Source organism: Acidicapsa ligni, assembly GCF_025685655.1.
Taxonomy (GTDB): domain Bacteria; phylum Acidobacteriota; class Terriglobia; order Terriglobales; family Acidobacteriaceae; genus Acidicapsa; species Acidicapsa ligni.
Window position 1 is genome coordinate 560546 of record NZ_JAGSYG010000003.1, and the last position, 26656, is coordinate 587201.

General features: G+C 55.1%; 28 protein-coding genes. 20 read left to right on the forward strand and 8 right to left on the reverse strand.

Features of this window, described 5'->3' with window-relative positions; all coding sequences use genetic code 11:
* Positions 1 to 6: 6 nt before the first annotated feature.
* Complete coding sequence (locus OHL19_RS12745) at positions 7 to 1308, reverse strand: flagellin N-terminal helical domain-containing protein (protein ID WP_263358079.1); 1302 nt, start codon at positions 1306 to 1308, stop codon at positions 7 to 9.
* Between the two features lie 324 nt (positions 1309 to 1632).
* On the opposite strand from OHL19_RS12745, the gene OHL19_RS12750 reads away from it, so the two are divergent.
* The 9 genes from OHL19_RS12750 (at position 1633) to OHL19_RS12785 (ending at position 9109) form a co-directional block, all read left to right on the forward strand.
* Positions 1633 to 1992, forward strand: coding sequence for a flagellar FlbD family protein (locus OHL19_RS12750; protein ID WP_263358080.1), 360 nt, complete (start codon positions 1633 to 1635; stop codon positions 1990 to 1992).
* Between the two features lie 70 nt (positions 1993 to 2062).
* On the forward strand, positions 2063 to 2836 hold the full coding sequence (locus tag OHL19_RS12755; protein WP_263358081.1) for a flagellar motor protein: 774 nt from the start codon (positions 2063 to 2065) through the stop codon (positions 2834 to 2836).
* Positions 2833 to 3654, forward strand: a complete 822-nt coding sequence (locus OHL19_RS12760) for a flagellar motor protein MotB (RefSeq protein WP_263358082.1) — start codon at positions 2833 to 2835, stop codon at positions 3652 to 3654. The genes OHL19_RS12755 and OHL19_RS12760 overlap by 4 nt, the downstream gene beginning before the upstream one ends.
* 62 nt (positions 3655 to 3716) lie before the next feature.
* Positions 3717 to 4106, forward strand: a complete 390-nt coding sequence (locus OHL19_RS12765; RefSeq protein WP_263358083.1) for a tetratricopeptide repeat protein — start codon at positions 3717 to 3719, stop codon at positions 4104 to 4106.
* The gene (locus OHL19_RS12770) at positions 4099 to 4881 is read left to right on the forward strand and encodes a SprT-like domain-containing protein (RefSeq protein WP_263358084.1); all 783 of its coding nucleotides are present in this window, start codon (positions 4099 to 4101) and stop codon (positions 4879 to 4881) included. Before OHL19_RS12765 ends, OHL19_RS12770 begins: the two co-directional genes overlap by 8 nt.
* Positions 4882 to 4915: 34 nt before the next feature.
* Positions 4916 to 6367 carry an alpha-L-fucosidase gene (locus tag OHL19_RS12775; protein WP_263358085.1) on the forward strand — a complete coding sequence of 484 codons (1452 nt, stop codon included), beginning with the start codon at positions 4916 to 4918 and terminating at the stop codon, positions 6365 to 6367.
* Positions 6368 to 6660: 293 nt separating this feature from the next.
* Positions 6661 to 6918 (forward strand): hypothetical protein, encoded by a 258-nt coding sequence (locus OHL19_RS12780; RefSeq protein WP_263358086.1) that lies wholly within the window; start codon positions 6661 to 6663, stop codon positions 6916 to 6918.
* Positions 6919 to 6986: 68 nt separating this feature from the next.
* The gene (locus OHL19_RS23080; RefSeq protein ID WP_396126772.1) at positions 6987 to 7259 is read left to right on the forward strand and encodes an ABC transporter permease; all 273 of its coding nucleotides are present in this window, start codon (positions 6987 to 6989) and stop codon (positions 7257 to 7259) included.
* 587 nt (positions 7260 to 7846) lie between these two features.
* Complete coding sequence (locus tag OHL19_RS12785; RefSeq protein WP_263358087.1) at positions 7847 to 9109, forward strand: FtsX-like permease family protein; 1263 nt, start codon at positions 7847 to 7849, stop codon at positions 9107 to 9109.
* Positions 9110 to 9143: 34 nt separating this feature from the next.
* On the opposite strand, the gene ribB is transcribed toward OHL19_RS12785, so the two are convergent.
* Positions 9144 to 10385, reverse strand: a complete 1242-nt coding sequence (ribB, locus tag OHL19_RS12790; RefSeq protein WP_263358088.1) for a 3,4-dihydroxy-2-butanone-4-phosphate synthase — start codon at positions 10383 to 10385, stop codon at positions 9144 to 9146.
* Between the two features lie 182 nt (positions 10386 to 10567).
* Here ribB and OHL19_RS12795 point away from each other — a divergent pair, with 182 nt between their 5' ends.
* The 3 genes from OHL19_RS12795 (at position 10568) to OHL19_RS12805 (ending at position 13106) form a co-directional block, all read left to right on the forward strand.
* Positions 10568 to 10846 (forward strand): DUF2164 domain-containing protein, encoded by a 279-nt coding sequence (locus OHL19_RS12795; RefSeq protein WP_263358089.1) that lies wholly within the window; start codon positions 10568 to 10570, stop codon positions 10844 to 10846.
* A 110-nt stretch (positions 10847 to 10956) separates the two neighbouring features.
* Positions 10957 to 11412, forward strand: coding sequence for a PepSY domain-containing protein (locus OHL19_RS12800; protein WP_263358090.1), 456 nt, complete (start codon positions 10957 to 10959; stop codon positions 11410 to 11412).
* A 410-nt stretch (positions 11413 to 11822) separates the two neighbouring features.
* The gene (locus OHL19_RS12805; protein ID WP_263358091.1) at positions 11823 to 13106 is read left to right on the forward strand and encodes a DUF5666 domain-containing protein; all 1284 of its coding nucleotides are present in this window, start codon (positions 11823 to 11825) and stop codon (positions 13104 to 13106) included.
* 173 nt (positions 13107 to 13279) lie between these two features.
* On the opposite strand, the gene OHL19_RS12810 is transcribed toward OHL19_RS12805, so the two are convergent.
* Both OHL19_RS12810 and OHL19_RS12815 read right to left on the reverse strand, forming a co-directional pair.
* On the reverse strand, positions 13280 to 13507 hold the full coding sequence (locus OHL19_RS12810; protein WP_263332867.1) for a hypothetical protein: 228 nt from the start codon (positions 13505 to 13507) through the stop codon (positions 13280 to 13282).
* 149 nt (positions 13508 to 13656) lie between these two features.
* The gene (locus OHL19_RS12815; RefSeq protein WP_263358092.1) at positions 13657 to 13947 is read right to left on the reverse strand and encodes a hypothetical protein; all 291 of its coding nucleotides are present in this window, start codon (positions 13945 to 13947) and stop codon (positions 13657 to 13659) included.
* Positions 13948 to 13975: 28 nt separating this feature from the next.
* Here OHL19_RS12815 and OHL19_RS12820 point away from each other — a divergent pair, with 28 nt between their 5' ends.
* On the forward strand, positions 13976 to 14584 hold the full coding sequence (locus OHL19_RS12820; protein ID WP_263358093.1) for a hypothetical protein: 609 nt from the start codon (positions 13976 to 13978) through the stop codon (positions 14582 to 14584).
* A gap of 221 nt (positions 14585 to 14805) precedes the next feature.
* A complete protein-coding gene (locus OHL19_RS12825) occupies positions 14806 to 15552 on the forward strand; it encodes a hypothetical protein (RefSeq protein WP_263358094.1) in 747 nt (248 codons plus the stop codon).
* A gap of 3 nt (positions 15553 to 15555) precedes the next feature.
* On the opposite strand, the gene OHL19_RS12830 is transcribed toward OHL19_RS12825, so the two are convergent.
* Positions 15556 to 17082: a histidine kinase N-terminal 7TM domain-containing diguanylate cyclase gene (locus OHL19_RS12830; RefSeq protein WP_263358095.1), complete on the reverse strand. Its 1527-nt coding sequence runs from the start codon at positions 17080 to 17082 to the stop codon at positions 15556 to 15558.
* A gap of 217 nt (positions 17083 to 17299) precedes the next feature.
* Here OHL19_RS12830 and OHL19_RS12835 point away from each other — a divergent pair, with 217 nt between their 5' ends.
* From OHL19_RS12835 to OHL19_RS12850, 4 genes are read left to right on the forward strand one after another with little or no spacing between them, the layout of a single operon-like run.
* Positions 17300 to 19858 carry a glycoside hydrolase family 31 protein gene (locus OHL19_RS12835; RefSeq protein ID WP_263358377.1) on the forward strand — a complete coding sequence of 853 codons (2559 nt, stop codon included), beginning with the start codon at positions 17300 to 17302 and terminating at the stop codon, positions 19856 to 19858.
* On the forward strand, positions 19821 to 20447 hold the full coding sequence (locus OHL19_RS12840) for a DUF1990 domain-containing protein (protein WP_263358096.1): 627 nt from the start codon (positions 19821 to 19823) through the stop codon (positions 20445 to 20447). Before OHL19_RS12835 ends, OHL19_RS12840 begins: the two co-directional genes overlap by 38 nt.
* 16 nt (positions 20448 to 20463) lie before the next feature.
* The gene (gene purQ / locus OHL19_RS12845) at positions 20464 to 21159 is read left to right on the forward strand and encodes a phosphoribosylformylglycinamidine synthase subunit PurQ (protein ID WP_263358097.1); all 696 of its coding nucleotides are present in this window, start codon (positions 20464 to 20466) and stop codon (positions 21157 to 21159) included.
* Positions 21160 to 21189: 30 nt separating this feature from the next.
* Positions 21190 to 22035 (forward strand): tyrosine-protein phosphatase, encoded by an 846-nt coding sequence (locus OHL19_RS12850; RefSeq protein WP_263358098.1) that lies wholly within the window; start codon positions 21190 to 21192, stop codon positions 22033 to 22035.
* A gap of 23 nt (positions 22036 to 22058) precedes the next feature.
* On the opposite strand, the gene OHL19_RS12855 is transcribed toward OHL19_RS12850, so the two are convergent.
* The 3 genes from OHL19_RS12855 to OHL19_RS12865 all read right to left on the reverse strand — a co-directional run bounded on the left by OHL19_RS12855 (position 22059) and on the right by OHL19_RS12865 (position 24143).
* Positions 22059 to 22835, reverse strand: coding sequence for an SDR family NAD(P)-dependent oxidoreductase (locus OHL19_RS12855; protein WP_263358099.1), 777 nt, complete (start codon positions 22833 to 22835; stop codon positions 22059 to 22061).
* Between the two features lie 114 nt (positions 22836 to 22949).
* On the reverse strand, positions 22950 to 23543 hold the full coding sequence (locus tag OHL19_RS12860) for a hypothetical protein (protein ID WP_263358100.1): 594 nt from the start codon (positions 23541 to 23543) through the stop codon (positions 22950 to 22952).
* 204 nt (positions 23544 to 23747) lie between these two features.
* A complete protein-coding gene (locus OHL19_RS12865; protein ID WP_263358101.1) occupies positions 23748 to 24143 on the reverse strand; it encodes a (R)-mandelonitrile lyase in 396 nt (131 codons plus the stop codon).
* Between the two features lie 319 nt (positions 24144 to 24462).
* On the opposite strand from OHL19_RS12865, the gene OHL19_RS12870 reads away from it, so the two are divergent.
* Together OHL19_RS12870 and groL are read left to right on the forward strand one after the other, a co-directional pair.
* Positions 24463 to 24774 carry a co-chaperone GroES gene (locus OHL19_RS12870; RefSeq protein ID WP_263358102.1) on the forward strand — a complete coding sequence of 104 codons (312 nt, stop codon included), beginning with the start codon at positions 24463 to 24465 and terminating at the stop codon, positions 24772 to 24774.
* Between the two features lie 112 nt (positions 24775 to 24886).
* Positions 24887 to 26560 (forward strand): chaperonin GroEL, encoded by a 1674-nt coding sequence (gene groL, locus OHL19_RS12875; protein ID WP_263358103.1) that lies wholly within the window; start codon positions 24887 to 24889, stop codon positions 26558 to 26560.
* The last annotated feature ends 96 nt before the right edge of the window (positions 26561 to 26656 follow it).

A 26656-nucleotide genomic window follows, 5' to 3' on the forward strand; every position in this document is an offset into this window, starting at 1 on the left:
ATGCGTTTACTGCAGCAGCTTGGTGACTTCCTGCTGCAGGCTGTTGGCCTGGGCCAGGGCCGAAATGCCGGTCTGGCTGAGGATTTCGTACTTGGAGAGAGCCGTGGTGGCTGCGGCATAGTCCGTGGCCTGGACAGCATTCTGTGCCGAAGTGATGTTTTCCTGCTGAGTTGAAACGACCTGGGAGACAGCGTTCAGCGTGTTGACCTGTGCTCCGAGATAGCCGCGCTGCGCTGCAACGTTGCTGATGGCCGCATTCAGCACCTTCACCGTTGCCTGTGCATCGCCTTCGTTGGCGAGATCGATGCCAGCGGCAGCAAGATTGCTGGTCTGCTCGTTGGCGCCCTGCTGATAGCTGATGGTCTCAGTACCCGCAGTGGAAGCTACGAGAGCCGTTGCACCCTCACCCGTAGTGGTATCGAGCAACGCCCCAGGAGTAGTACCACCGGTATTGGTGATGATTACGTTGCCGTTGGTGTTGGAGACGAGGATACCGGTGTCTGCCAGAGCAGTAGTTGCACCGGCAGCATCACCTACAGCTCCAGCGGTGGTAAGGCTGGCAGTGACACCCGCGATACCGTCCTCGTTGATCTCGGCGACCAGTCCACCAACTGTAGTTGCCGTGGTGGCGATGGTGCTGGTGGTGCCGTCCGCGTTGGTGGTAGTAAAGGTCAGACCTCCGGTAATTGTATCGGCAGCAGTAGCGCCTTTGCTCAGAACACTTGTCGCGGCTAAAGAGAGATCGATGAACTCTCCTGAAGAGCTCTGAACCACGGAGCCGCCTGAATCGCCCACTGTCGAAGAGGACAACGGAGCGAAGTACAGGTTATCAATGGACGAACCGGAGGTGGAGGAATCGCCGGTGTAGATGTTGGTTCCCGCGGCTGCGCCGGTAAATACCTGGTTGGAGTTGTACGTGGTCGTCTGGCCGATGGAGTTGATTTCCGAGAGGATCGACTGATACTCCTGGTTGGCCGCTGCATCCTGAGAGTTGTTGAGGGTGCCGTTCGAGACCTCGGTGGCCAGCGTCACGGCCCGGTTGAGCAGGCTTGTCACTTGCGATAGTGCGCCATCCGCGACCTGCAACAGACCTACACCCTCTGTGGCGTTGGTTGCGGATTGGGTAAGGGCGGTAGCGTTGGCCTGTAGACCGTTCACCAGCGACAGGCCTGCCGCGTCATCCGAGCCCGAGTTGATCTTGGAACCAGACGACAACTGCGTGAGGACAGTTTGCAGGCTGCTGTTGGTGCTGTTCAGGCTGTTCTCTGCGTATAGCGCGGAGATGTTATTCAGTACGCCCAATGCCATGGGGTAACTCCTGGTCGATGCATGAATTTGCGTTGCCTGCTATGAAGCTCATTCCCATACCGCGAATGAGTACCGCACGAGAGGCCTGCGCTGCATCTGGAGTGCCTATCGGCGTGAGCAGAGATGACTTTAGTTTCCCATCCATACAGTTGCCTTGCTCTACATCTGTATGTGTTGACGCTCATGCTTCAACGCAGATTCAGGACAGCATACCCATTTAGGGAATTCATGTCTCTTCTCTTTTTGCCGACATGCAAATTAGTTTTATCAAGCTATCTCCTCTGCGATTAACTGGGGACAACGACACAGAAGGAACGACTTCACATGATTGAAGTGACGCGATTGAACGGCAATCCGATGATGGTGAACAGCGATCTGATCAAGATTGCAGAGGCTTCTCCCGATACGATGCTTACGCTGATTCATGGCGAAAAGCTGATTGTTCGCGAGAGCTGTGCAGAGGTTGTGGAGAAAGTGCTTGCGTATCGTGCCCGGTTGCTTGCGGAGGTTGCTACGCGAGGCGTGGATGCAGGGGAGTTGCAAATAGTCGCTGGATTAACAAGCATCGATGCTGTCCATCTTGGTGCGGCAACCATGAACTCCAATCTCAACATGGACTCTTGCCCTGGCGCTGTCGATATAGCTACTGCCAGCCGAACTGTATCCGCGATCAACCATCAATGAAGCTGTTGATAAACAAACGCGAATAATCCGGAGATATGCAGGTACCGGTTCGGTTATGAGGAATCAGCAAATGGATAAGGCAAGTATCGGTGGCGTGCTACTCGCGGTCGTGGGCATCGTGGCAGGCCTGCTGCTTGAGGGTGGCAACCTGGGCCAGATCATACAGCCTACGGCAGCAATGATCGTCTTCGGAGGCACATTAGGGGCTGTGCTTTTGCAGTTTCCTTTAACCACGGTGATCGAGGCTACGCAGCGGCTGGCGCATGTTTTCTTCACACCGAGGCAGGAGAGCGCGAAGTTGATTCAGACCCTGGTAGCTTATGCCAACAAGGCGCGGCGGTCGGGATTGGTATCTCTGGATGGGGATCTCAAAACGATTGAAGAGCCTTTTCTTCGCCAGGCATTGACGCTGGCCGTAGATGGCAGCGAGCCTGCGGAGTTGCGCAAGATCATGTCCCTGAGCATGGATGCGCGCGCTGAGGGAGAAGAGCGTTTGCCTGCTGTCTTTGAATCTGCGGGAGGCTTTTCTCCTACCATCGGCATCCTTGGAGCGGTGCTTGGTTTGATTCAGGTGATGCAGCATCTTGATCGCATTGAAGAAGTCGGTAAAGGCATTGCGGTGGCATTCGTCGCGACTATCTATGGCGTTGGCGCGGCGAATCTGTTCTTTTTGCCTGCGGCGGGCAAACTTCGTATTCGCATTCAAGAAGAGCACAGACGGCGAGAGATGATGTTGGAAGGAGTGATTTCGATTTTGGAAGGAATCAATCCACGCATGCTGGAAGTGAAGCTTGGCGGCTTTCTGGATGAGGTCAAAGCGGCTGCGAGAAAGAAGGCCGCATGAGGCGCACCAGCTCGACTTCGAGCACCAGTCATGAGCGCTGGCTTGTTTCCTATGCCGATTTCATCACCCTGATGTTCGCTTTTTTTGTAGTGCTTTACGCGTCATCCAAAGCAGATCAGAAGAAGCAGCAACAGGTTTCGCTGGCGATTGATTCCGCATTTCATTCCCTGGGAATTTTTCCTGATTCTGCGCGAAAGAAATTGGATTTCAGGAACGTCTCCGCTATCAACCCGGACAAGACCGTGATACCGATGAACATTGTGATGGGCGAGGATGTGCTGGCACCCGCAGAGGTCAAAGAACATCTTCAGCGGGTTCAGCAGGACCTGGAGAAGATGTTGTCGAACCAGATTGCGCAACATACCGTTTCAATTCAGATGGGCAAGGATGGGTTGATCATCAGTTTAAAAGAAGCAGGGTTTTTTGCGTCGGGTTCGGCGACTCCGCAATCGGATACGCTTCCTGTGCTGCGAAAGATCGCGGCAGCGCTCGGCAAGACCTCCTATGATCTGCGAATCGAGGGGCATACAGATAACGTGCCAATTCATACGTCGGAGTTCGACTCCAACTGGGAGCTTTCTTCGGCGCGGGCCACGAGGCTGACTCGCATCTTTCTGACGACGGGCGATCTCGCACCCGATCGGCTCTCGACCGCGGGCTACGCGGAGTTTCACCCGGTTGCATCGAATGACACGCCTGCGGGACGCGCGGAGAATCGTCGCGTCGATTTAGTGGTGAGGCCGCGAACAAAAATAAACCTGGCCATGCCGGAAGCGGACAGCACCAAGGCGATGTGGAAGAAGATTACAGACCACTAACTGGCTGATCCCGGCTCGTTACGCCGCACCGCTCCGCCTGACTTGTTACGATGAATGTAGTCGTGATTAAGCCACAGCCCAATTTTTCCATCGCCGATCAGCTCTCGCAGCGAGGTTTGGACCTGCTCGCGACCGGGGACGCGTCTGCTGCCGCCCAAGCATTTCGAGATGCGATTGCTGCCGACTCAACACACATTGAAGCGCATCACGGCTTGATTCGCGCCCTGTGCGACGCAAAGCAGTTTGAAGCGGCCGTTGCGGCTGCACTTGCGCTTACGGTGCTGACTCCGAAAGACCCTCTCGCACATACGAGCCTTTCGATTGCACTGCAGCAGGCCGGGCATATTCCTGAGGCCGAGGCTGCTGCGGGAAAAGCACGCATTCTCGAATGGAAACAGCAACTGGCTATGCCCGCCGAAACAGCTTCTACGGAGGATAACTCCCATGGCTGAGCCTGTATTTGACTTCATGCGCGACGATGGCGGCGAGGGCATTCGTATTGGAGCTTCTGCTAGGCTGCCGGTACTGGTGCCTAAAAAGATAGTTCCGGATATTGTTTCCATCTTTGAGCTGGAGTATCGCGCACTGCGGCCGCGTGCGCCGATGCCTCCATTCCATATCCGCTTCCGCAGATTTGTTTCGTTGAACACAACGATTCGTTTGCGTGAGGGCGAGCTGCACGTGAGCCTCTCCGATCTGCTTGAGGGCGCGCCAGAGTCAGTGCTTCACGCCATTGCGCACATTCTCATCGCCAAGATTTACAAGAAACCGATCGACCGCGCTCACAACCATCGCTACAAAAGATTCCAGTACAGTGAGGCCGTTGCGCGGCAGACAGAGCAGATTCGTCATGCGCGTGGCAGCAAACGATTCGCTGGCCCGGAGGGTCGCTATTATCACCTCGAAGAGGTTTTCGATACGCTCAATGAACGCTTCTTTGGCGGCATGCTTGGGCGTCCAAAACTAACCTGGAGTGAGCATCATGCGAAGCGCCTGCTGGGCCATTACGATGCGGCTCACAACACTATCGTGGTGAGCAAAGTCTTTGATCGTCCTTCAAGTCCGCGCTATGCGATCGAATATCTGCTGTATCACGAGATGCTGCATTTGAAGCATCCAGTAAGTGTGCGCGGAACGCGGCGGTGCGTGCATAGTGCAGCATTCAAAGCGGATGAACGAATGTTTCCACAGTTGGATCTGGCACTGGCATTTTTAAAGAGGCTTTAGCTTTTATCTCAGGACTATTCTGCGAAGGATGACGATGAATACAAGGCGAGATTTTTTTCGATTTGCTGCCGAGGGTGCAGCCCTGGCGATGTTGCCTGCCGGTGTAATTGTTGCTGAAGAGAAGCGCGAGGCGGCTGCTCCAGTTCGCCGTGGACGGCCATTGCTTGAATTGCAGCAGAAGTTCATCGATATGCGCTTTGGCATGTTTGTGCATTTCAACATGGCTACGTTTCAAGACCGCGAGTGGGGCGATCCGACGACTCCGGCGACAATGTTCAATCCGACTGCGTTGGATACCGATCAGTGGGCCGCTGCGGCTAAGTCCGCCAACATGACGTGGGGCTGTCTCACGACCAGGCATCATGACGGTTTTTGCCTGTGGCCCACGGCTACCAAGGGCACGAGCGTTCGCCAGACAACACACAAGATTGATGTGGTCAAAGCCTACGTGGATTCGTTTCGCAAGGCTGGCTTGAGGGTTGCGTTGTATTACTCGATTCTCAGTCTGCGCGATGACATTCGCCACTTCAACATCACGCGCGATAAGGTCGAACTGGTGAAGGCTCAGTTGACCGAGCTCTTTACAAACTATGGAGAAATCGATGCGTTGATCATCGATGGATGGAACGCTCCGTGGAGCCGGATCACGTACGAAGAGATGCCCTTCTCCGAGATCTACGAACATATCAAATCGATGCAGCCAGACTGCCTGGTCTCCGACTTGAATGCCAGTCAGTTCCCTGCTGCTGGTTTGTATTACACAGACCTGAAAGCGTTTGAGCAGAATGCTGGGCAGAAGGTACCGTTGCAAAGCGATCTGCCTGCTTTCTCATGCGTGACGATTACGGAACAGTGGTTCTGGAAGCAGAAGGATATCAACGGTACTCTGAAGCCGGTGAAGACCGTCGTCGATGAATGGTTGATTCCACTGAACCGCCGGCACTGCAATCTGATTCTCAATGCTCCTCCAACGCGCGAGGGCAAGCTTGCGCCCAACGTCGTTGCGCGACTTGAGGAGATAGGCCGCGCGTGGAAGCACTCCGGGCCGATGGAGAAGGTCAGTGAACATGTCGTCATCACCACGCCCAATCTTGCGACAGGCAAACCAATTCATGCGAGTTCTTATCCTGAGGGCGGAGGGCCGGACCAGGCCAATGACGCGAGCTTCCGGTCAAGCTGGAATCTCGATGAAGGGCTAACTTCCGGATGGCTTGAAGTGGACCTCGGCAAGCGGCAGAGCTTCAACGTGGTCGCGCTGGTTGAGCCGATAGGAGAATGGGACGATTACAAGGAGAGCCGGATCAAGAGTTACAAATTTCAGGTGTGGGATGGCTCAGACTGGAAGACTCTTGTTGAGGCTGGTGTACCTGCCGCGGTAGCTATTCATCGGGTGCCGCGAGTTATGGGTTCGCGAATTCGACTAAGCTTTGATGCTAGCGCAGATACTCCTCATATTGCAGATCTGGGAGTTTATAACGAGGCTTAAAAAGGAATTGCCTTTCCTTAAATTGCCTGAGATGCAACGACCATTTATATACTAACCAGCGCAATAAAACGGTTGACGCACATGAGTGTCAATCGTTTTATTGCGCTAACTAATAACTATTAAAGCTACTCGTAAGCTACCTCAATTTTTCTAAAAAACATTCAATAACTCATTGACGGAGAGCAAAGAAAGAGTTACCTTCCTTTTACAAGAAAACCCTTTTGAAATTTACCGCTCTAAGCGAGATCGTTCGCCTTCTTGTTTTTGTAAGATGAGTTGCCCTGGAGTTTGCGATGATGCTACGAGAAATGCGGCGCTTTCTTTATAGCAGTCCGCTTTTGGGATTGTCCGGCATTTTGATACTCGCATTGGGCATTGGAATTTCGGCGATAGCGCTCGCGTTGATTTTTGCATTCTCCTCGCTTGCTTATCCGGGTATGCGACCGGCAGGATATGCCACGATTGCTGAGGAAACCGAGGGTGGGGGGGGTCTGAGCAAGTATCCTGGCGCAGACTTGATGAATTTCGCGGGGTTTTGGGACAAAGCATAAAACTTTCTATTTACAGTAAGCCAATTTCGGCGGTGGCGGAATCAAATGGCATCCATAAAGAACTAAAAGTGGCAGCCGTCTCAAGTGAGTTTTTCTGGGTATTCACAACCTCTTTAGTATCTGGGAGGGATTTTACTGCGGACGAGGAAAGTCAGGCCGGGAGACATGTCGTAATTTTAAGTTCATCTCTTGCTATAACTCTTTTTCAATCCCCAGCGAACGCCCTGGAAAGAATCATCCTTCTTGGTGGAAAGCCATACGAGGTAATTGGAGTTGCGCCCTCTTATTTTCATGGAATGTTAGGGAATACGGCCGAGGTGTGGTTCCGGCCAACTGTGTAATCCCTTTGATGCTGAACATCCCTTCTGAAAATCCTGGGAGTTCCAATGCATGGAGAGATATGCCATCTTTCTATGGAGTCATCAAGTCAGATCATCTCTCGTCCGCGGCGTTAGCCTCAGCTTCATCCAAATCTCTTCCACTAAGAACTACAGGCAAGGCGCCTTTGCATGTGTCCCAAGGGCTAACGAGTGATCCAGTGCGGGATGCGCGTGTACGCAAATGGCTGCGACTGGGGTTGCTGCTAGCATCCGTTCTTACCATCGTGAGCAGCTTGAACTATTGCATGTTGCTCCTGGCCAGAACACCTCGCTATAGCGAGGAGATTCGGCTGAAAAGAGCCTTGGGAGCAACCTCTGGCGGTCTCATGGCTGAGCTCATGATTGGCCCCACTGCGATGGTGGGAATTGGGTTCATTGTGGCGTGCCTTCTGTGCACTTGCGGCATGATGGTCATATCCAGCCTTTCTCCATTTTATGGGCAGTTAGTAAGCGGCTCCTAGCACTCTGCCCTGATAGCCATTGGCATCCAGTTTTTGTTTGCGTGTGTGCTTACCCTCATCGTTGCCTTGATTCCGTCGCTTGGTTTTATGAGCGCAAACACGGTGCCAAGGATGGGCTACACCACTACTGCCAACCGCCAGAGCGGGCTATTTCTTCAAGTTCCAGTCACGCTCCAAATCGCCTTCTGCATCGGCACGTGGATATTGGCAGGTATGATTGTTTCTTCGTTCTTAGCCCTGATACATGTGCCGATCGGGTACGATCCGAGCCACCTGACAGTAGTGCGACTTGGCATGACATCCAACTCTCTTACTGTCACGATAGGCGGCCAACATTCAAGCCCTGAAGTGGCTGCTCTTGAGGGTTTTGCAGACCAGCTCCGTGCCATTCCCGGCGCAAAGAGCGCCAGCTATGCAACGGGCGTCCCCTTTGTGGAGCCAGCAGGAACGCTTGAGATACAACGAATAGGCGGGGTGTCTGAGGCTCCGCGGGTGATCAGTGAGATCATGGCGAGCCCGAATTATCTTGGCTCCATGGGGATCCGGATGCTTCAGGGAGTCCGTTTTTCTCCGCATGGAATCGGGGAACAGGAGATCATTCTCAATCAAACTTTAGCCAAGGAACTTTGGCCCGGCCAGAATCCTACCAACCAAACTGTTCGGCTCATCACGCCTGCCTTTTCTGGAATACATGCCCATGCGGAAAATGCGATTGTCGTAGGTGTAATTGAAGACTTACGTCTTTCCGGATATGCTGAGACGCCCGAACCAACCATCATTTCATCGATCCGTGGAATGAGCTTCTTCGATGTATATCCAATGTTTGTTGTCAACGGATCGGTGTCGCCTGAGACCATAAAAGAAGTGGCGAGCAAAGAGGCAACTTCGTTATTACCCAACTATCATGTAATTTCCGTTGACAGTGGGAGAAGCCAGGCCGACGCTTCGCTCGGTAAGGAAAAACAGCGAACCTATTTTGCACTTGCGGGCGGTATGATCATGGCCTTCGTCGCTTATATCGGCCTTTATGCTGCGCTTACATATTATGTAAATACAAGGCGACGCGAATTGGCTGTCCGGATATGTCTCGGGGCTTCGCCCTGGACAATTCGTAAAATCGTCCTATCGCGGGCGGCGTGGTGTGCATCTGCGGCTGTCCTGATGTCACTGCCGCTTTGGCCTTTGTTATCTCATCTATCTTCGAGTGACTATCTTGGGCGATTGGCGTGGTCGACAGCCGATGCATTGCTGATGGCGTTAACCTGTGTTTTGCTGTCAGTGCTTGTCTCTCTGCTTCCGGCTATGGCTGCGGCTTCCGTTTCGCCCTCCGAGGTATTGAAGGAGCAATAAGCGCCGCTTGCCATAGAAGTGAACCAGATTGTATTTATGAACCTGTCGATGTCGCAGTGGTGAGCGCAATTGGAACTTGCTCTACGATTTCCAGGCCAAAGCCTTCCAATGCAGGAATGTGCATTGGGGTGTTGGATAGCAGGCGAATGCGGTGGATGCCGAGATCGCTGAGGATCTGGCCTCCAAGGCCTACGGCACGAACCGTACGCTGGTGGTGATCCTCTTGAGTGCCGCCCTTTTCTATCGCTCTCAGATCAGAGTGCAGCAGGAGCCTGGCCGGAGTTTCCTTCGTTTCGGCTGTCTTGTCGATCTCGAAGCCTCGGCTGGTGTTATGCAGGTAGACGATGGCTCCGCAGCCTGCTTCGGCAATCATGCGCATCGATTCATCGAGGATTTCGCGACACTGGCAATCTGCAGTGAAGACGTCTCCCGCAGTGCAGCGGGTGTGGACGCGGACCAGAACAGGCTTGGCCTTGCCGTCTGCTTCAACCTCTTCACATAGCGGACCGTGAACCAGCGCCACGTGGCTTTCGCCGCCGTTTACTTCGCTCTGGTAGGCAATCATGCGGAAATCGCCGAAGCGGGTGTGAATGTGGCTTTCACCAGCGCGGGTAATGTAACGCTCGTTCTGCAAACGGTAACGAATGAGCTCGGCCACCGTGAGCATCTTCATGTTGTGCTCGATGCAGAACTCAATCAGGTCAGGGACGCGCGCCATGGTGCCGTCGTCCTTCATAATCTCGCAAATAACGCCGGAGGGGTGCAGACCGGCCATGCGAGCGAGATCGACACTGGCCTCCGTCTGACCAGCGCGGACGAGTACGCCGCCCTTGCGAGCGCGGAGCGGGAAAACATGCCCTGGGCGAGCAAGATCGTTAGCCACAGCCCCAGCGGCAATAGCGGTGCGGATGGTGTGAGCGCGATCATACGCAGAGATGCCAGTCGTCACGCCTTCGCGTGCCTCAATCGTCTCGGTGAAAGCAGTTCCGAAGCGCGAGGAGTTCTGCTGGGTCATGGGGAACAGGCTCAGATGATCAGCAAGCTCCTCCGTAAGAGTCAGGCAGATGAGACCACGACCAAACTTGGCCATGAAGTTGATCGCTTCAGGAGTGACGAATTCAGCGGCGAGGGTGAGGTCGCCTTCGTTTTCACGATCTTCGTCATCGATGACGATGACCATGCGCCCAGCTCGAATTTCAGCTAGCGCGGTGGGAACATCGACAAAAGCTGTGACACTGGTCTGATCTGGCGTAACGATATGTTCGGTTGCTGGCACGACTTATTCTCCCACGCAAAGCACTTAGGACAAAGATACATGTTCTGAAGACTCAGATTCTGGTTTACAAAATCAAGTTACATTTGGATTACTTTTACAGCAGATTCGATTCGCCTGTTCATAAGAAGAAACCATCCATCGCACTTGCCAGCGGCATATATGCTGAGCTTGAGGAGTTGGAGATGACGGCTATCGAGATATCCAAGCAGGCGCGGGCGGACGCAATTGCTTCCATTCAACGCTACTTTCAAGAGAACCTTTCGGAACCGATCGGCGATCTGCCAGCAAACCTGCTGTTGAACTTCTTCCTGGAAGAGATCGGCCCAGTCATTTACAACCGCGCGGTTGCAGACGCACAGACACGGATGGAAGAGCGAGTGGCCGATCTTCCCGGCGAACTCTATACAGACGCATTCCAGTACTGGATCAAGGCTGACAACAAGCGGAAGCTCCGGCGCTAGGCTCAATCGCAGAAACTAATGCCTCTTGCGCCTCAACGGGAAGTCTTTTAAACTAAATCGGACTAATTTAGTCGCAATTCTAATTGCATCCACTTTTTACCCAGGAATCTATGTCCCGATCGCACGCCGTTCTCCGATTTTTACGCAAAGTCCATCTTTACATTGGGATTTTCATTGCACCCGCGCTTCTGTTCTTTGCGTTCACAGGCGCAATGCAGACATTCAGCCTGCACGAAACCACCCAGGGCAGCGACTACAAACCGCCCGCATGGATCGTCACGTTGGGGCAGTTGCATAAGAAGCAGACGACGGTGATTCCTGTTCGAAAGCCAAAGCCCGCCGCGAATGAGAAACCAGCAGCCGGGCCGCAGGGACAGAAGACTTCTTCAGCGCCAGTAAAGAGCCACTTGCCGATGAAGATCTTCTTTCTGCTGGTCTCGATTGGGCTCTTTATCTCCACCCTGACCGGCGTATACATGAGCTACAAGTATCAGCACAACAAACTGCTGGTCACCGGCTTGTTGCTTGCGGGAATAGTTGTACCCCTCGTGCTGCTCCCTTTCTGAACCAGGCAGTCTCAGGCCGGCAGATGAGTTTCAACCCCTTACCCAAATGAAAAAACTACGCCCTCGGGATTATGAATCCAAAGGTGGGCTAAGATTATTTTCCGTTGGCCGGCGATACACCCTGATTCAGAAGAATCCGCCGAGACTGGAAAATCTCGGGTAAGGAGCGAACCGGATATAATTGCGAGAACTCACCCTAACTCAAATATACGGCTCCAAAAAGAAGGCTCATGATTAGTCAATCCTCTCGCCTCGCCCGCGTACCCAGATTTTGTTTTACTTCTGCCCAACCCATACTTGCAATCGCAATTGCTGCAGCTCTTGTCTCCGGCTGCGCCGGAACCAGCACCCCTCTCAGCGGTAATACGAAGGTTGTCCTTCTTGCATCTAGCACTGCAAATGACCAAGTAATGTCCTTTGGCACTACGCTGGAATCCCTGACGCTCACAAGCCAGTCAGGCAAGCAGGTCACCGTGCTCGCATCGCCGGTGAGCGACGAGTTCATCCACTTAAATGGCCATGTTGAGCCACTGGTCACCGTCAGTATTCCGCAAGACGTGTATGTCTCGGCAGCCGCGACCTATAATAACTCCACCTCTTACTGCACCATTCAAGTTCCCGGAGATACTTTCATATATGAATTCGCATCTGACCCGGACGGCACAGTAGGCCTGCCGAATCCAGTTACTGTAACCGGGGCGGCTATGGGATTGGTCCTCAATCTGCAGATTGCATCCCTTTCGGGGGGATGCCCAACAAGCCTGGCCCAATACGAGTCCTTACACGGGGTTACATCGGCCTTCAACCTGACACCAATAGCTTTTGCAGCACAGCCAACAAACACCGCCAACGTTATCGCGCCTGGCCTTCAGGGACTAATCAGCTCCGTGGATACAGGCGGAACAGGGTTCACTGTGAGCGCGCTCGTGGATGGCGAGGAAGCATTGAATCCTCCAACCTGGCACGCGGTCGTAAACGGCAACACCAGCTTCCAGGCTATTGCGGGTGCTTCACAACTTACCGCAGGGCTGCCCGTGGATATGGATCTCGCTATTCAGCCAGACGGATCGCTGTTGGCAACCCGGGTTGAGGTCATCAGCACCGAGACCACAACCTTGACCGCTCTAACCGGCGTACCCACTTTTGTGGCGGCGCCGTTCGCGGACATTTTTGGGCTAACTCAAGAGGGTCCTCTCCCATCAGACGTAGGAGGCCCTGTCAATTTCGGCAGTGCGAACTTTCAAATTTCAAGTCAGCTTGAAAATCTCGCCACGCTTCCATTCACAGCCAGCTTCAATGCGGCCAACATGGTCCCCGGTCAGAATCTGACCCTGACCACTCAAGCTACCGCGTATGGGGAGGGTTTGAACTTTCTTCCGATAGCCACAATGACGCTGATACCTCAGACGATAAATGGCACAGTGAGTGCTGTTTCTACAAGCGGAAGCTTTACCACCTACACCGTGAAACTAGCGCCCTACGATATTTTCCCGCAATTTGCCACGCAACCCGGACAAACTAACCTGTTGCCAAAGCCCAATACCGTAATCGTCTACACCGACAGCAACACTCAAATGCCCAATAGCGACGCAATCACGACTGGCGGCGTATTTCGTTTCTACGGGTTGGTTTTCAACGACAATGGCACGCTGCGCATGGATTGTGCGCAGATTACCAGCGGCGTTGCGGAGTAACCCCCTCATTCTGGCTCAGGTGATGCAACAAGAGAATTAAAAAAGCAGAAAAGTAAAAAATCAGAGAGCCAGAAAAGCAAAAAGGCGCTGAATCCAAGATGGATTCAGCGCCTTTAGTTTATTGATTGCTCAAAGCCTGATCACTCGAAGAATGAGCAGCTTAAGAAACTTATTTAAAGTGTGGATTCGATTTCGAAGCCCCAGGCCTCGAGGAGCGCTTCCGGAATGTACTTGGAGTTCCGGTTGCGGCGAGCCCATTCACGGAGCCGGGTAGAACGGATGTACTGATCCGGGGTCAGCTTGAATTCCTTGACGATCTGCTCGAAGGATGTGACTGTGGGCACAACTGGCCCGATGGGCTCCGGCTTGCCCCAATTTGGATTTCCACGACGCTTTGCCATCGATTTTTTTCCCTCTTTGGAAAGGTGATTGCGAATTTACCAGCAATTAGTCCAGCAATTGAATCTACGGTCCACCCGGATTTAGGTGCGATCACGGGAGCGATCAGCACAGAAACTATCGAGCGCATACGGATAGGAATGCTGGAAGTCTACGAAGTTCTTATTTTAAGGATTTTTCCTCCAAAAATCAATAGCAAAGTGATGCTGGTGGTGGGGTGGTTGTCCTTGTGCTGGGTGGGTAAGCGGGTTCCTTTCGGGAATGGCGGACAAAAGGGCGAGGGTGAGGGTAACAGCAGATTCCCTTCGGGAATGACAGCCAGAAAGGCAAAGGCAAGGACAAAGACAATTGCAACTGCAAGGGCGAGGGCGAGGGCAACGGCAAGAACTGCTCTCTGCGGCTGGGATGGTACAGAAAAAAACTTTTGACGATAACGTCGCATCAAAGCGATATTCTTGAGTTATTACACGATGCGACGACTTCCCTTTTCTGTTGTTTTGCTTTTGATTGCCCTGCTTATAGCCGTTGTGTTGCCTGTGCGGGCTGCGGCGGTGGAGTTGAAGATTAGCCGTGCCGCGCTTGATCGGACGCTGAAGCAACAAATGTTCAACGGACCCGATGGCCGGTACTATCTGAAAGGCGATGCGAAGTCGGCCTGCGCCGTTTACGCGGAAAAACCGGAGTTAAGCTTCGATGCCGACCGCGTGCTTGTAAAGATCAAAACCCACGCCAAACTGGGAACCTCGATTGCGGGCAAATGCATCGGAGTGAACCTGTCTCCGGCAGCCGAAGTGTCGATGATTCCGGACGCGCAGGGTGAGACAATCGGCTTTCGCGACGCTCGTGTAGAGCACGTAAGTGACTCAAAAGAATTGAATTTTCTGCTGATGCCATTTCTAAAAAACCAGATTCCTTCGAGCCTGAAGGTGAACGCTGCGGATGTGCTCCGCAAGGCGCTGGAGGGCTCAACACTGAGCACCGGGTACACGCTGACTCTCGACCGGCTGAAGATTCACTCGATGGTGATCCAGGGAGACTGGCTGATTGTGGATGTCGACGGGGATATGAGCGTTAAATAGATCCAGCTCGAAATAGATCCGGCCCGGTGGATTTTGTTTGAAGTCTGCGGTCGCTCTGCAATCTCTGTGCAATCTATCTATTGCTCAGCTTGTTGATTGCTCGTGGTTTAAGATATGCGCACATGGGTGAGCCAGATCGCGGGAGGATTAAAACCATGCATATTTCATACACAGCCGGAAATGCGGGCTGGAACCCTGCCTGGAGGGCAAGCTTAGCGTCAATGGCAACTTTGAAGGCGGCTTTAAAGGCAACTTTGCTGGTCTCTCCCATCTGGCTCCTTTGCCTCCTCTGCATTGCTCCTGCTACGGCTCAGGCCGGGCAAACCGCAGCGCCACAGGCAGGTAATCCGGCCGCATCGGCACAGGCTGCTCCCACTGGCTCATCTACTGCGGCGACCACTCCATCCAGCATTCTGAAACCGGCGCTCGACACATTGCAGCAAACGCTGGGCGGCCTGAACCTGGAGAAGTGGAAAGGCGGCACAGTGCGCGGGGAGGCAGCCGCGAATATCAGTTCGATCATGCGCGACCTGCAATCGACTCTGCCTGCATTGCTTGCCGACGCCGATCAGCCGCCTGTGACGATGAGCAAGTCGCTTCCTGTCTCCCGCAACGTGGACGCACTCTATGACGTGTTGGTGCGGGTTGTCGATGGATCTCGCGTGGCCGCGCCCGGCGAGCAGGTTACGCAGTTGCAACAGGCAATGGTTGGCGTAGAAAAGGCTCGTCACGCGCTGGACGACAGCCTTCAGGAGATGGCATCCACCCAGGAAAAGCATGTGGCCGATTTGCAGATCGCGTTGAAGACGCAGCCAATGCCGGTTTGCCCTGTGGTCACTGCGCCGCCAGCACCGGCTCCGGTAAAGAAGCCAGTGAAAAAGAAGCGTAAGCCTGCAACTACCGCGAAACCGGCGGGGACAACGACCGCTCCGGCGACGACTCCAGCTGCGGCCAAGCCTAATCCATAGGCTTTATAGAACTTCAATACGATTACGGCCTGCTGCCTTGGCGCGATAGAGCGCCAGGTCGGCCTCTTTGATCAGCACCTTGGGATCGGCATCCCAGTCGCCTTCATGCGTGGCTACGCCGACGCTCACGCTGATGAAGATGTGGCGTTCATCCACCTTAATCGGATATTGAGCAACTGTCGCACGGATGCGTTCTGCAATGATCATCGCGCCTTCGATGCGGGTTTCGGGCAACATTACAGCGAACTCCTCACCCCCGAAGCGAGCGAGCAGATCGGTTTTGCGAAGGCAGCCGAGGAGCCGCTGTGCAACGGTGGAAAGCACAACATCGCCAGCGGGATGGCCGCATTCATCGTTTACCTGCTTGAAGTGATCGAGGTCGATCATGAGCAGAGAGAGCGGGGTATGATTGCGGCTGAACCGGATACACTCGACCTCGATTGCCTGCAAAAAGCGCCGCCGGTTGGCTACTCCTGTCAGAAAATCGGTTTCCGCACGGCTGCGCAGCTCTTCGCGAAGCCGAACCTGTGCGGTTACATCGGAGACGATCAACGCGCGTCCAACCTGCCTGTTGTCCGTCGTCAGAGGCCAGGTACGCACTTCACAGTACACCGGTAAATTCGCGGTGCCCATGACCAGCTCACGGGATTTTTCGTTCCCCTGCAGGGTCTGCACGAGTTCGGGATAGTTGCGGAGAAGCGTTGCCGTATCCGATCCGACAACGCGTTTATCGAGCATCGGCAGAAGCGCCGATGCGGCTGGATTGAAGTCCAGCAAACGGCCATGCATATCGAGAATCAGTACGGCGTCGCGAATACTGTTGAAGATCAATGCACGTGCAACCGGTGCAAGATTATAGAGTCCGCAATGGAAGTAGCCGTAGTAAAAAAGGCAGCTACTGATGCCGAGCGTGATGGGCGTAATATCCAGCCCCCACGGGCTAAGGCCCATCAGATAGAAGAAGTATCCGGCAACAGGTAGCAGTGAGCTTAGCAACAGGACGAGTGCCTGCTTGCGAAACAGCGACGATGCATTGCGGAGGCCCGATAGATAGATCCATGCGCCGGCCAGAAACGCTACAAGAAGATAAGCATTGTCCAGCATGGAGACTGGTCCGCGGCCCATCTCCAAAACATAAAATGGGCCATTCTGCCGTATGGTGAACGGAGCGTTGTAGAAGGAATTGTAGAAGTTGAAGTAATGATCGACAAAAGAGATCGACGGAATGATAAACAGCAGGGGGATGCGCACTTTGCGATGCGTGTACTGGCATGCGGCCAGCAGCCAGAAACCCGGCGTCCAGGGCAAAACGAGATACTCGATATCAAGCCAGAATCTGGCATTAGCGACGGTGGTTTGCGCTACTTCGCCCGAGTAACCCAAAGCATAGATCGCCATGCAACCGATCAAAATGCTGAAGGTACCCGCGCCGGGCGCATCCTTGCGTCGACTCCAGGTAATCACCGCCAAAAATGCGAGTAGCAGCGCGATCCCTACCAGAAGGAATCGCACCAGAGCTACAACATCCATACCCATGAGCACCTAGGAAACGCTTGCGCGGGCCATTCAGAATCGATTTCTCTAACCGAAGAATACAACACGCTGGCCTGCGGAACCGTCTTCTACACACTTAGATGCCCCGAATTCCCGAGTACTAATTCTTTCACAAATAGCGCCACTTCAGGCGGCGATACAGTATTCTTCGGCTGTGTATCTGTATCATCCTCAGGAGTGTCTTGTGTTTACGATGAATCGTTTCGGCATCCCGTCGCTGGTTCTAGCGATGGGTCTGGCAACAGGAGTTCCTTCCGTGCTTTGGGCGCAAGATGGCGGTTCCGCGCCTGTGCCTGTTCACGTTTCGCTCGACCGGGTGACAGAAACAAAGCCGCTGCCGAACGGAATTGAAATCCACTCCGGTCAGGCGATTCTGCAGGTAACTGCGTTACGGGATGACCTTTTACGTGTTCGCGTTGGAGCAGCCCGGGCGCTGCCCGAAGATGCTTCCTGGGCAGTCCTCGAAGAAGCGAGGAGGAGCAAGATCCCGGTCAAGGCCGAGAGCAGCGGCAAAGCGGTTGGATTCGCCACGGGCAAGCTTCGGGTTTCAATCCAACGCACACCACTGGTGCTGACAGTTACCGATCTGGCTGGAAATGTAATCACCGAAGATATTCCCGAGCATCCAGTGGAGTTTCACGGCACCGGTTTTCGCGTTTATAAGCGATCCCCTGAAGACGAACACTACTTCGGACTCGGCGACAAACCAGGCCCGCTCGACCGCCGCGACGAGGCCTTTACCAACTGGAATACCGATTCGTACGGCTGGCAGGAATCCACCGACCCAATCTATAAATCGATTCCCTTCTTCATGACCTTCCGCAAGGGTGTTGCTGCCGGGATTTTTCTCGACAACACCTGGCGCTCCAGCTTCGACTTCAACAAGGAGCTTCGCGACGGCTACTCCTTTGGCGCTGAAAATGGACCGCTCGACTACTACATTCTCTACGGCCCCGAACCCAAAGCCGTGCTGAGCGAATGGGCATGGATGACCGGCGCAACTCCGCTGCCGCCCATGTGGACGCTCGGTTATCAGCAGTCCCGTTACAGCTATTATCCCGAGACAGAAGTGCGCCGCATCGCAGACCGCCTGCGCAGCGAGCGTATCCCTGCGGACGCGATCTATCTCGACATCGACTATCAGCTCAAGAACCGGCCGTTCACCGTCGATCCCGATAAGTTCCCGCACTTTGACCAGATGATCAAAGACCTCAAGGCCGAGCATCTGCACACCATCCTGATCACCGACCTGCATATTGCCAAGCTCCCCAACCAGGGCTATAAACCCTATGACGAAGGCATCGCGGGAGATCACTTCGTCCACAATCCAGATGGCTCGGTCTATAGCGGAATCGTGTGGCCGGGGCCGTCTGTCTTTCCGGACTTTACACAGAAGTCGAGCCGCGACTGGTGGGGTACCCTGTACGCGGATTTCGCAGGACGCGGCGTTGCCGGTTTCTGGAACGACATGAACGAACCTGCGCTCTTTGAAGTAGCTTCTAAAACCATGCCCGATAACGTGCAGCACCGCATCGACGAGCCGGGCTTTGCCAAGCGCACGGCAACTCATCTTGAGATCCACAACGTCTTCGGCATGGAGAACTCACGCGGCACCTATGAAGGGCTGCGCAAGATCTCGCCTGACGTGCGGCCATTCGTGCTCACGCGCGCCAGCTATGCAGGTGGGCAGCGCTATTCAGCCACATGGACCGGCGACAACTCCAGCACCTGGAACCACCTTCGCCAAACCACTCCCCAGCTCATCAATCTTGGACTGAGCGGCTTCGGCATGTCCGGCGCAGACGTAGGCGGATTCGCCGGATCACCCCAGCCCGAACTGCTGACCAAGTGGCTGGAGATCGCCGCATTTCATCCTATTGACCGCGACCATACCTCGATGGGCACCTACCCCCAGGAGCCCTGGGAAGACGGTACGACGCAAGACCTGAACCTGCGCCGCCACGCCATCGAAGAGCGCTACAAGCTCATGAGCTACATCTACACCACCGCCGAGGAGATGAGCCGCACCGGCATCCCCATCATGCGGCCCCTGTTCCTCGAATTTCCCGAAGCCAGCAAGGATCGCCACCCGCTCGATCTGAACACCAATAACGAATTCCTCATGGGCCCCGACCTGCTCGTCGCTCCGTCGCCCTATCCCGACACGCTCGACGATTACGAAGCCGTCCTGCCGCCGGTTGGCTGGTACAACTACTGGACTGGCGAGAAGATTCACGTCCAGGGCCAGGAAGCGATGCGGGTCGGCAATGACAACGTTCCCGACAACGACCTGCAAATCTTCCTGCACCCCAGCGTCGACGCCGTACCCGTCTTCGCCCGCGCAGGCTCCATCATCCCCATTCAGCCGCTCGTTCAAAGCACCATGGACAAGCCCGAAGGCCCTCTGACCCTGCGCGTCTATCCACCCAGCGCCGCAGGCCAAACCTGCGAAGGCAGCCTCTACCTCGACGACGGCGTCAGCTATGCCTACCAGAAAGGCCAGTTTCTGCGCCTCAAGTTCTCCTGCGAACTGACATCGAGCGGCCTGATCGTCAAGATCGGCCCCCGTGAAGGCAGTTTCACTCCGTGGTGGTCCCAGTTCTCAATCGAAGTTTATGGAGCCACAAAGGCTGCTGCCAGCGCCAGCACAGTGTCGGGACCAGTTACCACCGCTCTTGACACCGATCACCACCGGCTGCAAGCTGTAATCCCGGATGATGGCAAAGGTGCTGAACTCACGTTGGCGTACTAGAGCCGTGTTTTCTATACGCCAGCTGTCGGTCACGAAACTTACCTCTCAATTGGAGGCCGCCAGGACCCTTGGCTACAGCTATAGCACATTACTCAATACCGCCCTCGGGCTTAATAAAATCCGAGTGCCCGCAGGGTTCGTCCTTGACCATACTCATTCGACGATTGGCCGTGGGCCAGAATCTTTTGGACTCGCCAAACAAGCACTAAAAGGTTGGAAGCAATTTGATCTCGGCTGGGTACGAGTAATCAATCCAGATGCAAAGATTGAAGTTGGAGAAACTGTCGGGGTCGAGGCTTATGCTCTCGGCCTATGGTCCGTCAATTTCAGCCGCATTCTCTATGTCATCGACGAGCCAACTCGCTTCGGTTTCGGCTATGGCACAACCTCGCTGCATGTGGAGCGCGGCGAAGAGAGATTTCTACTGGAATATGATCCGCAGTCTGATTGCGTCGACTATGATCTGCTCGCAGTTTCTCAAGCTGCCTATTGGCTGGCCAAACTCGGAAATCCGTATACTCGCTCACAGCAACGCCGATTTGCTCGCGAATCTCACTTGCGCATAAAGCAGTTAGCTCAACCCTCATAACTGATACCCTAGATATATGAAATTCGGCGTCCTTGTCTTCCCAGGCTCTAACTGCGATCACGATACTTATAACGTGATCGCCGAGATTACCCATCAGCCGGTCAGCTTTCTCTGGCACGACTCAGAAGACCTTGGCGGAGTGGACGCAGTGCTCGTCCCCGGCGGTTTCGCTTACGGCGACTACCTCCGCACCGGAGCCATCGCCCGCTTCTCCCCTGTGATGCAGGCCGTCACCCGCTTTGCCGACGCCGGTGGACTTGTCCTGGGCATCTGCAATGGATTCCAGATCCTCACCGAGGCCGGACTGCTGCCTGGCGCGCTCATGCGCAACGCCGGACTTAAATACATCTGCAAACAGGTCGACCTTCGCGTCGAGACGGCCAACAGTCCGTTCACCAGCCAGCTTCGTGTCGGTGAAGTTCTCCAGATCCCCATCGGTCACATGGAAGGCAACTATTATTGCGACGCCGAGACGCTACGCGAACTCGAAGCCGAAGACCGCATCGCCTTCCGCTACGCCACCCCGGATGGCAAGGTCACTCCTGAAGCGAACCCCAACGGATCGCTCGGCAATATTGCGGGAGTGCTGAACAAGGGCCGTAACGTGCTGGGCATGATGCCTCACCCTGACCGCTCCAGCGAACAGCTTCTCGGCTCCGCTGACGGGCTCAAGATTTTCTCATCCCTGGTGGATGCACTCGCCACTCGCTAACTCATCCAACCGAGCAGTCAGAGCAGGGCTATGATCGATATCCACCATCACCTTATCTACGGCGTCGACGACGGCTCGCCCGATCTCGAGACCTCGATTGCGATGGCGCGAGAAGCCATTTCCGAGGGCGTGACTCGCATCGCCTGTACGCCGCACTCCAGCGACAGCTACCCGTACCAGGCCGAGCTCAACGCTGAGCGCATGGCGGAGATTCAATCGCACCTCGGTAACGAAATCGAGCTGGGCCTGGCCTGCGACTTTCATCTGAACGCGGATAACATCCACGACGCGATTCGCAATCCGCTCAAGTACTCCATCTGCGGCAAAGGCTATCTGCTGGTCGAGTTTCCTGAGATGGCGATTCCTCCGCAACTCGGCGAAGCACTTCACCGCCTCAAGGCTGCCGGATATACCAGCATCATCACCCATCCCGAGCGAAACCCGGTCATTGTGAAGCATCCGCAGATGCTCGCCGATTGGATTCGCATGGGCTGCGTTGTGCAGGTGACTGCATCGTCTCTGTACGGACGCTTCGGCAACTCGGCGCAGGCATTTGCCAACGAGTGCCTGGATCGCAACTGGATCCACTTCCTTGCGACTGACGCCCATAATCTCGACTGGCGTCCTCCGCATCTTAAAAAGGGCTACGAATACGCAGCCAACCGCGCCGGGGAAGAAACAGCTCGCCGCATCTGCGTGGAAAACCCCAAAGCCGCATTCCTGGGCACCAAGATGCCGGTGCAGCCAGAGGCGCTGGGCGTCTGGGACAGCGCGCCGATCAAATTCGGCGACAGCGTCAAGTCGGCTCCGCGTCGCAGCTCTCCCGATGTTGAAAAGCCGAGCAAGGGATTTTTAAGCAAACTCTTCGGCAAATAGCAGGCAGACTGATAGAAGGCAGGCTAGAGGCCCAGGCCGCCATCGACTGCCAGAATCTGTCCTGTGATGAAATGGGGGCCTGTCGCGAAGAAAAGCAGGGCCTCCGCCACATCCTGCGCAGCTCCGTTACGCCCCATCGGAGTTTTGGCCGCAAACCGGCTGGCAAGCTCATCTGCATTGCCCATTTCAATCCAGCCCGGCGCAATACAGTTCACGCTCACCTCTGGCGCGAAAGCCTTGGCCATGGTTTGGGTGAGCATGTGCAGAGCGGCCTTGGACGAGCAGTAATGAGCATGCGTGGCCCATGCATGTATGCCGCCCAGCGAGCCTAGATTGACGATGCGTCCGCGTGCAGCTTTCAGGTGAGGCAAAGCCTCCCGCGCCATTAGAAATGGGCCGCGTGTATTGGTTTCAAAGACCCTGTCCCATTGATCGAGCGTGATCTCGCTGAACGGCGCAGATTCAAAGACTGCCGCATTGTTTACCAGCAGATCAAGTCCACCGAAGAGATCGACCGTATCCGCTACGGCACGGCGCACACTCTCTTCGCTACGAACGTCGGCCTGCACCGCGAAAGAGCGCACACCTGTCTTCTCAAGCTCACGCACGGTATCGGCGGCCTCATCCGCGGACTCGCGAAAGGTGATGACCACGTTCGCTCCGGCGCGGGCCAGCTCCAATGCCAATTCCCTGCCCACGCGCTTGGCGCCGCCGGTGACCAGGGCGGTTTTGCCTGATAACGGTTGGCCGATTTGCGAATCGGGGGGCGATGAACAATGAGGCGACGAACGATGGGACATGGTTCCTCATGAAATGCGTTTCGGGTCAAAATTCAAAGGCGACCCGAAGGCCGCCCTGATGTTTAAAACTTCAACCGCGCCTGGTTCACTTGCGCTGGGTTTATTTTGCGTAGTTTATTTGGGCGAAGTCGTATCCTGAGGCTTCGCGTCGCTGGGTGCAGTAGCCGGCGCTCCGTCCTTTGGGGCATCGGGCGCGGGCGCAGTGCCGGCGTCTGGAGGAGCTACCTCGGGCTTGGCATTCGGATCGGCCGGCTTATCTTTATCCGGAGCCGAGCCTTCACTCTTTTTATAGATGGAGTACTGCTTGGCCGGGCGATTCAGCTTGATCTCGACCGCCATCTTATCCTTGTCGACCAGGTAATCTTCGCCAAAGGTCTGAAAGCCCTGCGCGATTACCTGCAGACGAACACTCTTACCAATGGAGAGCAGATCGAGGGAGGCTTTGCCTTCGTCGTTCGTCTTCAGCTCCATGTTGCCGTTGTTGCGGCCATCCTCAAGGGGATGGAAGATCACGGAAGCGTTCTCGACCGGCTTGCCGGTGGAAGCGCGAACGACGGTCACTTCAAATTTGGCGGTCGGTGGCGGAGCCTTGTATTTGCGGCCACGCTTGCTTGTATCGTCCTGGGCATGAGCGGCCACGTTCAGGCCACAGAGCACTACAGAGGCTAACAAAAGACTTGAAACAACGAAACGGCGATACGAAATCATGCGACGAACCATCCTGTCATTGTAGACCGTGGTTACCCTCGCTGGTCAATTCCGCTGGTCAATTCCGGAGGTCAATGGTGGTGGGTGGTGGGGTAATTGTGCTTTTGGCGGGGGGGAAAGCAGATTCCCTTCGGGAATGACAGACAGAAAGGCAAGGGCAAAGACTACGGCAAGGGTAAGGGTAAAGGCTATTTGAGGCTGTATTTACAGTTTGTATTGTTCGTTGCTGACCTGTTCCATCCAATCCACAGCTTTGCCGTCTAATCGTTCCTGGATTGCGATATGGGTCATGGCTGTGGATGGGGTGGCCCCGTGCCAGTGTTTCTCTCCTGGCGCGAACCAAACCACATCACCGGGGTGAATCTCCTCTATCGGCCCATCTTCCCGCTGAGCCCATCCGCAACCTGCGGTGACAATCAAGGTTTGCCCAAGAGGGTGGGTGTGCCAGGCGGTACGCGCCCCCGGCTCGAATGTGACGCTGGCGCCGGAAACAAAAGCTGGATCAGGCGCTTGAAATAGCGGGTCAATCCGTACAGTGCCCGTAAACCAATCTGCCGGACCTTTGCCTGAGGGCTGCGAACCGATGCGCTTGATCTCCATCCACACATTCTAATAGCTGGAAATAAGGGATGAGTTTTCAACAAGATTGCGGCGAGGGGACAGGAACGGCAAAGCCGAATCATGAAGCCTCTAATTTACGCAATTTTCATGAGCGAGATACGCTCATATTTTTACGGTGTGCACTTGACAATGGCAAGCCATCTTGCCTACTGTAGCAGTTGGACAGTGAGAGTGCTAAAGCCTGTGCGGACCTCCGCAAACTCTCACCCCTAAAGCGGGCGAGTTGCGTCCGAAGACCTTTTTCAACCACAAACGCGAGGCGGGCCTGAGCCTTCCCGCGCGAAGGAGAAGCAACACTATGGCAACATCATCGACAACGAAGACCTTTACTCCACTTCACGACCGCATCCTCGTTCGCCGTGTAGAAGAGGGTGAAACCATTCGGGGCGGCATCATTATCCCCGACAGCGCCAAGGAAAAGCCACAGGAAGGCGAAGTCCTCTCCGTGGGCAAAGGCAAGTCGAACGACGAGGGCAAGGTATTCCCTCTCGATGTTAAGGCTGGCGATCGCGTCCTCTTTGGTAAGTACTCCGGTACCGAAATCAAGATCGACGGCGAAGAGCTGCTGATCATGCGTGAAGAAGAAGTCCTCGGCATCCTCAGCAAGTAGTGCTTCGCACTCTTGATTGCTTCGCGTGATTGAACGCGCAAGTTGATGAGATTGGAAACACACTCAACGCGCTTTCGAGCGCAAATGATTCTGAAACAGGAGATTTCAAGTTATGGCAAAGCAGATTCTGCACGGAGAAGATTCCCGTCAGGCGATCCTGCGTGGGGTTAACATCCTCGCGGACGCCGTCAAGGTGACCCTCGGCCCCAAGGGCCGCAATGTCGTCATTGAGAAGAAGTTCGGTTCGCCGACCATCACAAAGGACGGCGTAACCGTCGCCAAGGAAATCGAGCTCAGCAATGCTCTCGAAAACGTAGGCGCACAGCTCGTCAAGGAAGTCGCTTCCAAGACCTCTGACGTTGCCGGTGACGGCACCACGACCGCAACCGTTCTGGCCCAGTCCATCTATAAGGAAGGCGTCAAGACTGTTGCAGCCGGAGCGAACCCGACCGCCCTCAAGCGCGGCATCGATAAGGCAGTTGCTGCCGTAATCGGTACTCGCGACAAGGAAGGCAAGTTCACCGATGGCGGCGCCCTCGGCGCGATGTCCAAGCCAGTCAACGATGATTCCGTAGCCCAGGTTGGCACCATCTCGGCCAACGGCGACGTGGAAATCGGCGAGATCATTGCCGGCGCCATGAAGACCGTAGGCAAGGACGGCGTCATCACGATCGAAGAGTCGAAGACGATGCAGACCTACCTCGAGACCGTCGAAGGCATGCAGTTCGATCGCGGCTACCTGAGCCCCTACTTCGTGACCGATGCCGACCGCATGGAAGCAGTCCTCGAAGATCCGTACATTCTCATCTTCGAGAAGAAGATCAGCAACATGAAGGATCTTCTGCCGCTGCTCGAGCAGGTTGCCCGCAACAGCAAGCCCCTGCTGATCATTGCAGAGGATGTTGAAGGCGAAGCGCTCGCGACCCTGGTGGTCAACAAGCTGCGCGGCACGCTGAACGTTGCTGCCGTCAAGGCTCCTGGCTTTGGCGATCGTCGCAAGGCGATGCTCGGCGATATCGCTATCCTCACGGGCGGCGAAGCCATCACCGAAGACCTCGGCATCAAGCTGGACGGCGTCAAGCTGGAGCAGCTCGGCCGCGCCAAGCGCGTCACCATCGACAAGGACAACACCACGGTCATCGACGGATCCGGGGAAGCGGCAGCCATCTCGGGCCGCGTCAAGGAAATCCGCAGCCAGATCGAAAAGACCACCAGCGACTACGATCGCGAGAAGCTGCAGGAGCGTTTGGCCAAGTTGGTTGGCGGCGTCGCAGTCATCAAGGTCGGTGCGGCAACTGAGACCGAGCTGAAGGAAAAGAAGGCTCGCGTTGAAGATGCTCTGCACGCAACCCGTGCGGCTGTGGAAGAAGGCATTGTCCCCGGCGGCGGCGTGGCCCTGGTTCGTTCGGCTGCTGCAATCGACGCTCTGATCAAGACCCTTGAGGGCGATGAGAAGATCGGCGCGCAGATCGTTCGCCGCGCAGTTGAAGAGCCGCTTCGCCAGATCGTCGCCAATGCAGGCGAAGAGGGTGCAGTGGTTGTCGGCAAGGTCCACGAGTCGAAGGATGTTCACTACGGCTACAACGCGGCCACTGGCCAGTTCGAAGACCTGGTGAAGGCCGGCGTCATCGATCCGACCAAGGTAACCCGCACAGCACTGCAGAACGCAGCTTCCATCGCTGGTCTGTTGCTGACCACTGAAGCTTTGATCTCCGATATTCCGGAGCCCAAGGCAGCGGCGCCAGCAGGCGGCGGTCACGGCGGCGGCATGGACGGCATGTACTAGGCCCTGCCGTTCAAGCAGACGCGCCTTTGGCGCAGAAGCAAGAACAACAAAAAGCCCCCAGCTTCGGCTGGGGGCTCTTTGCTGTCTTGCAACTAA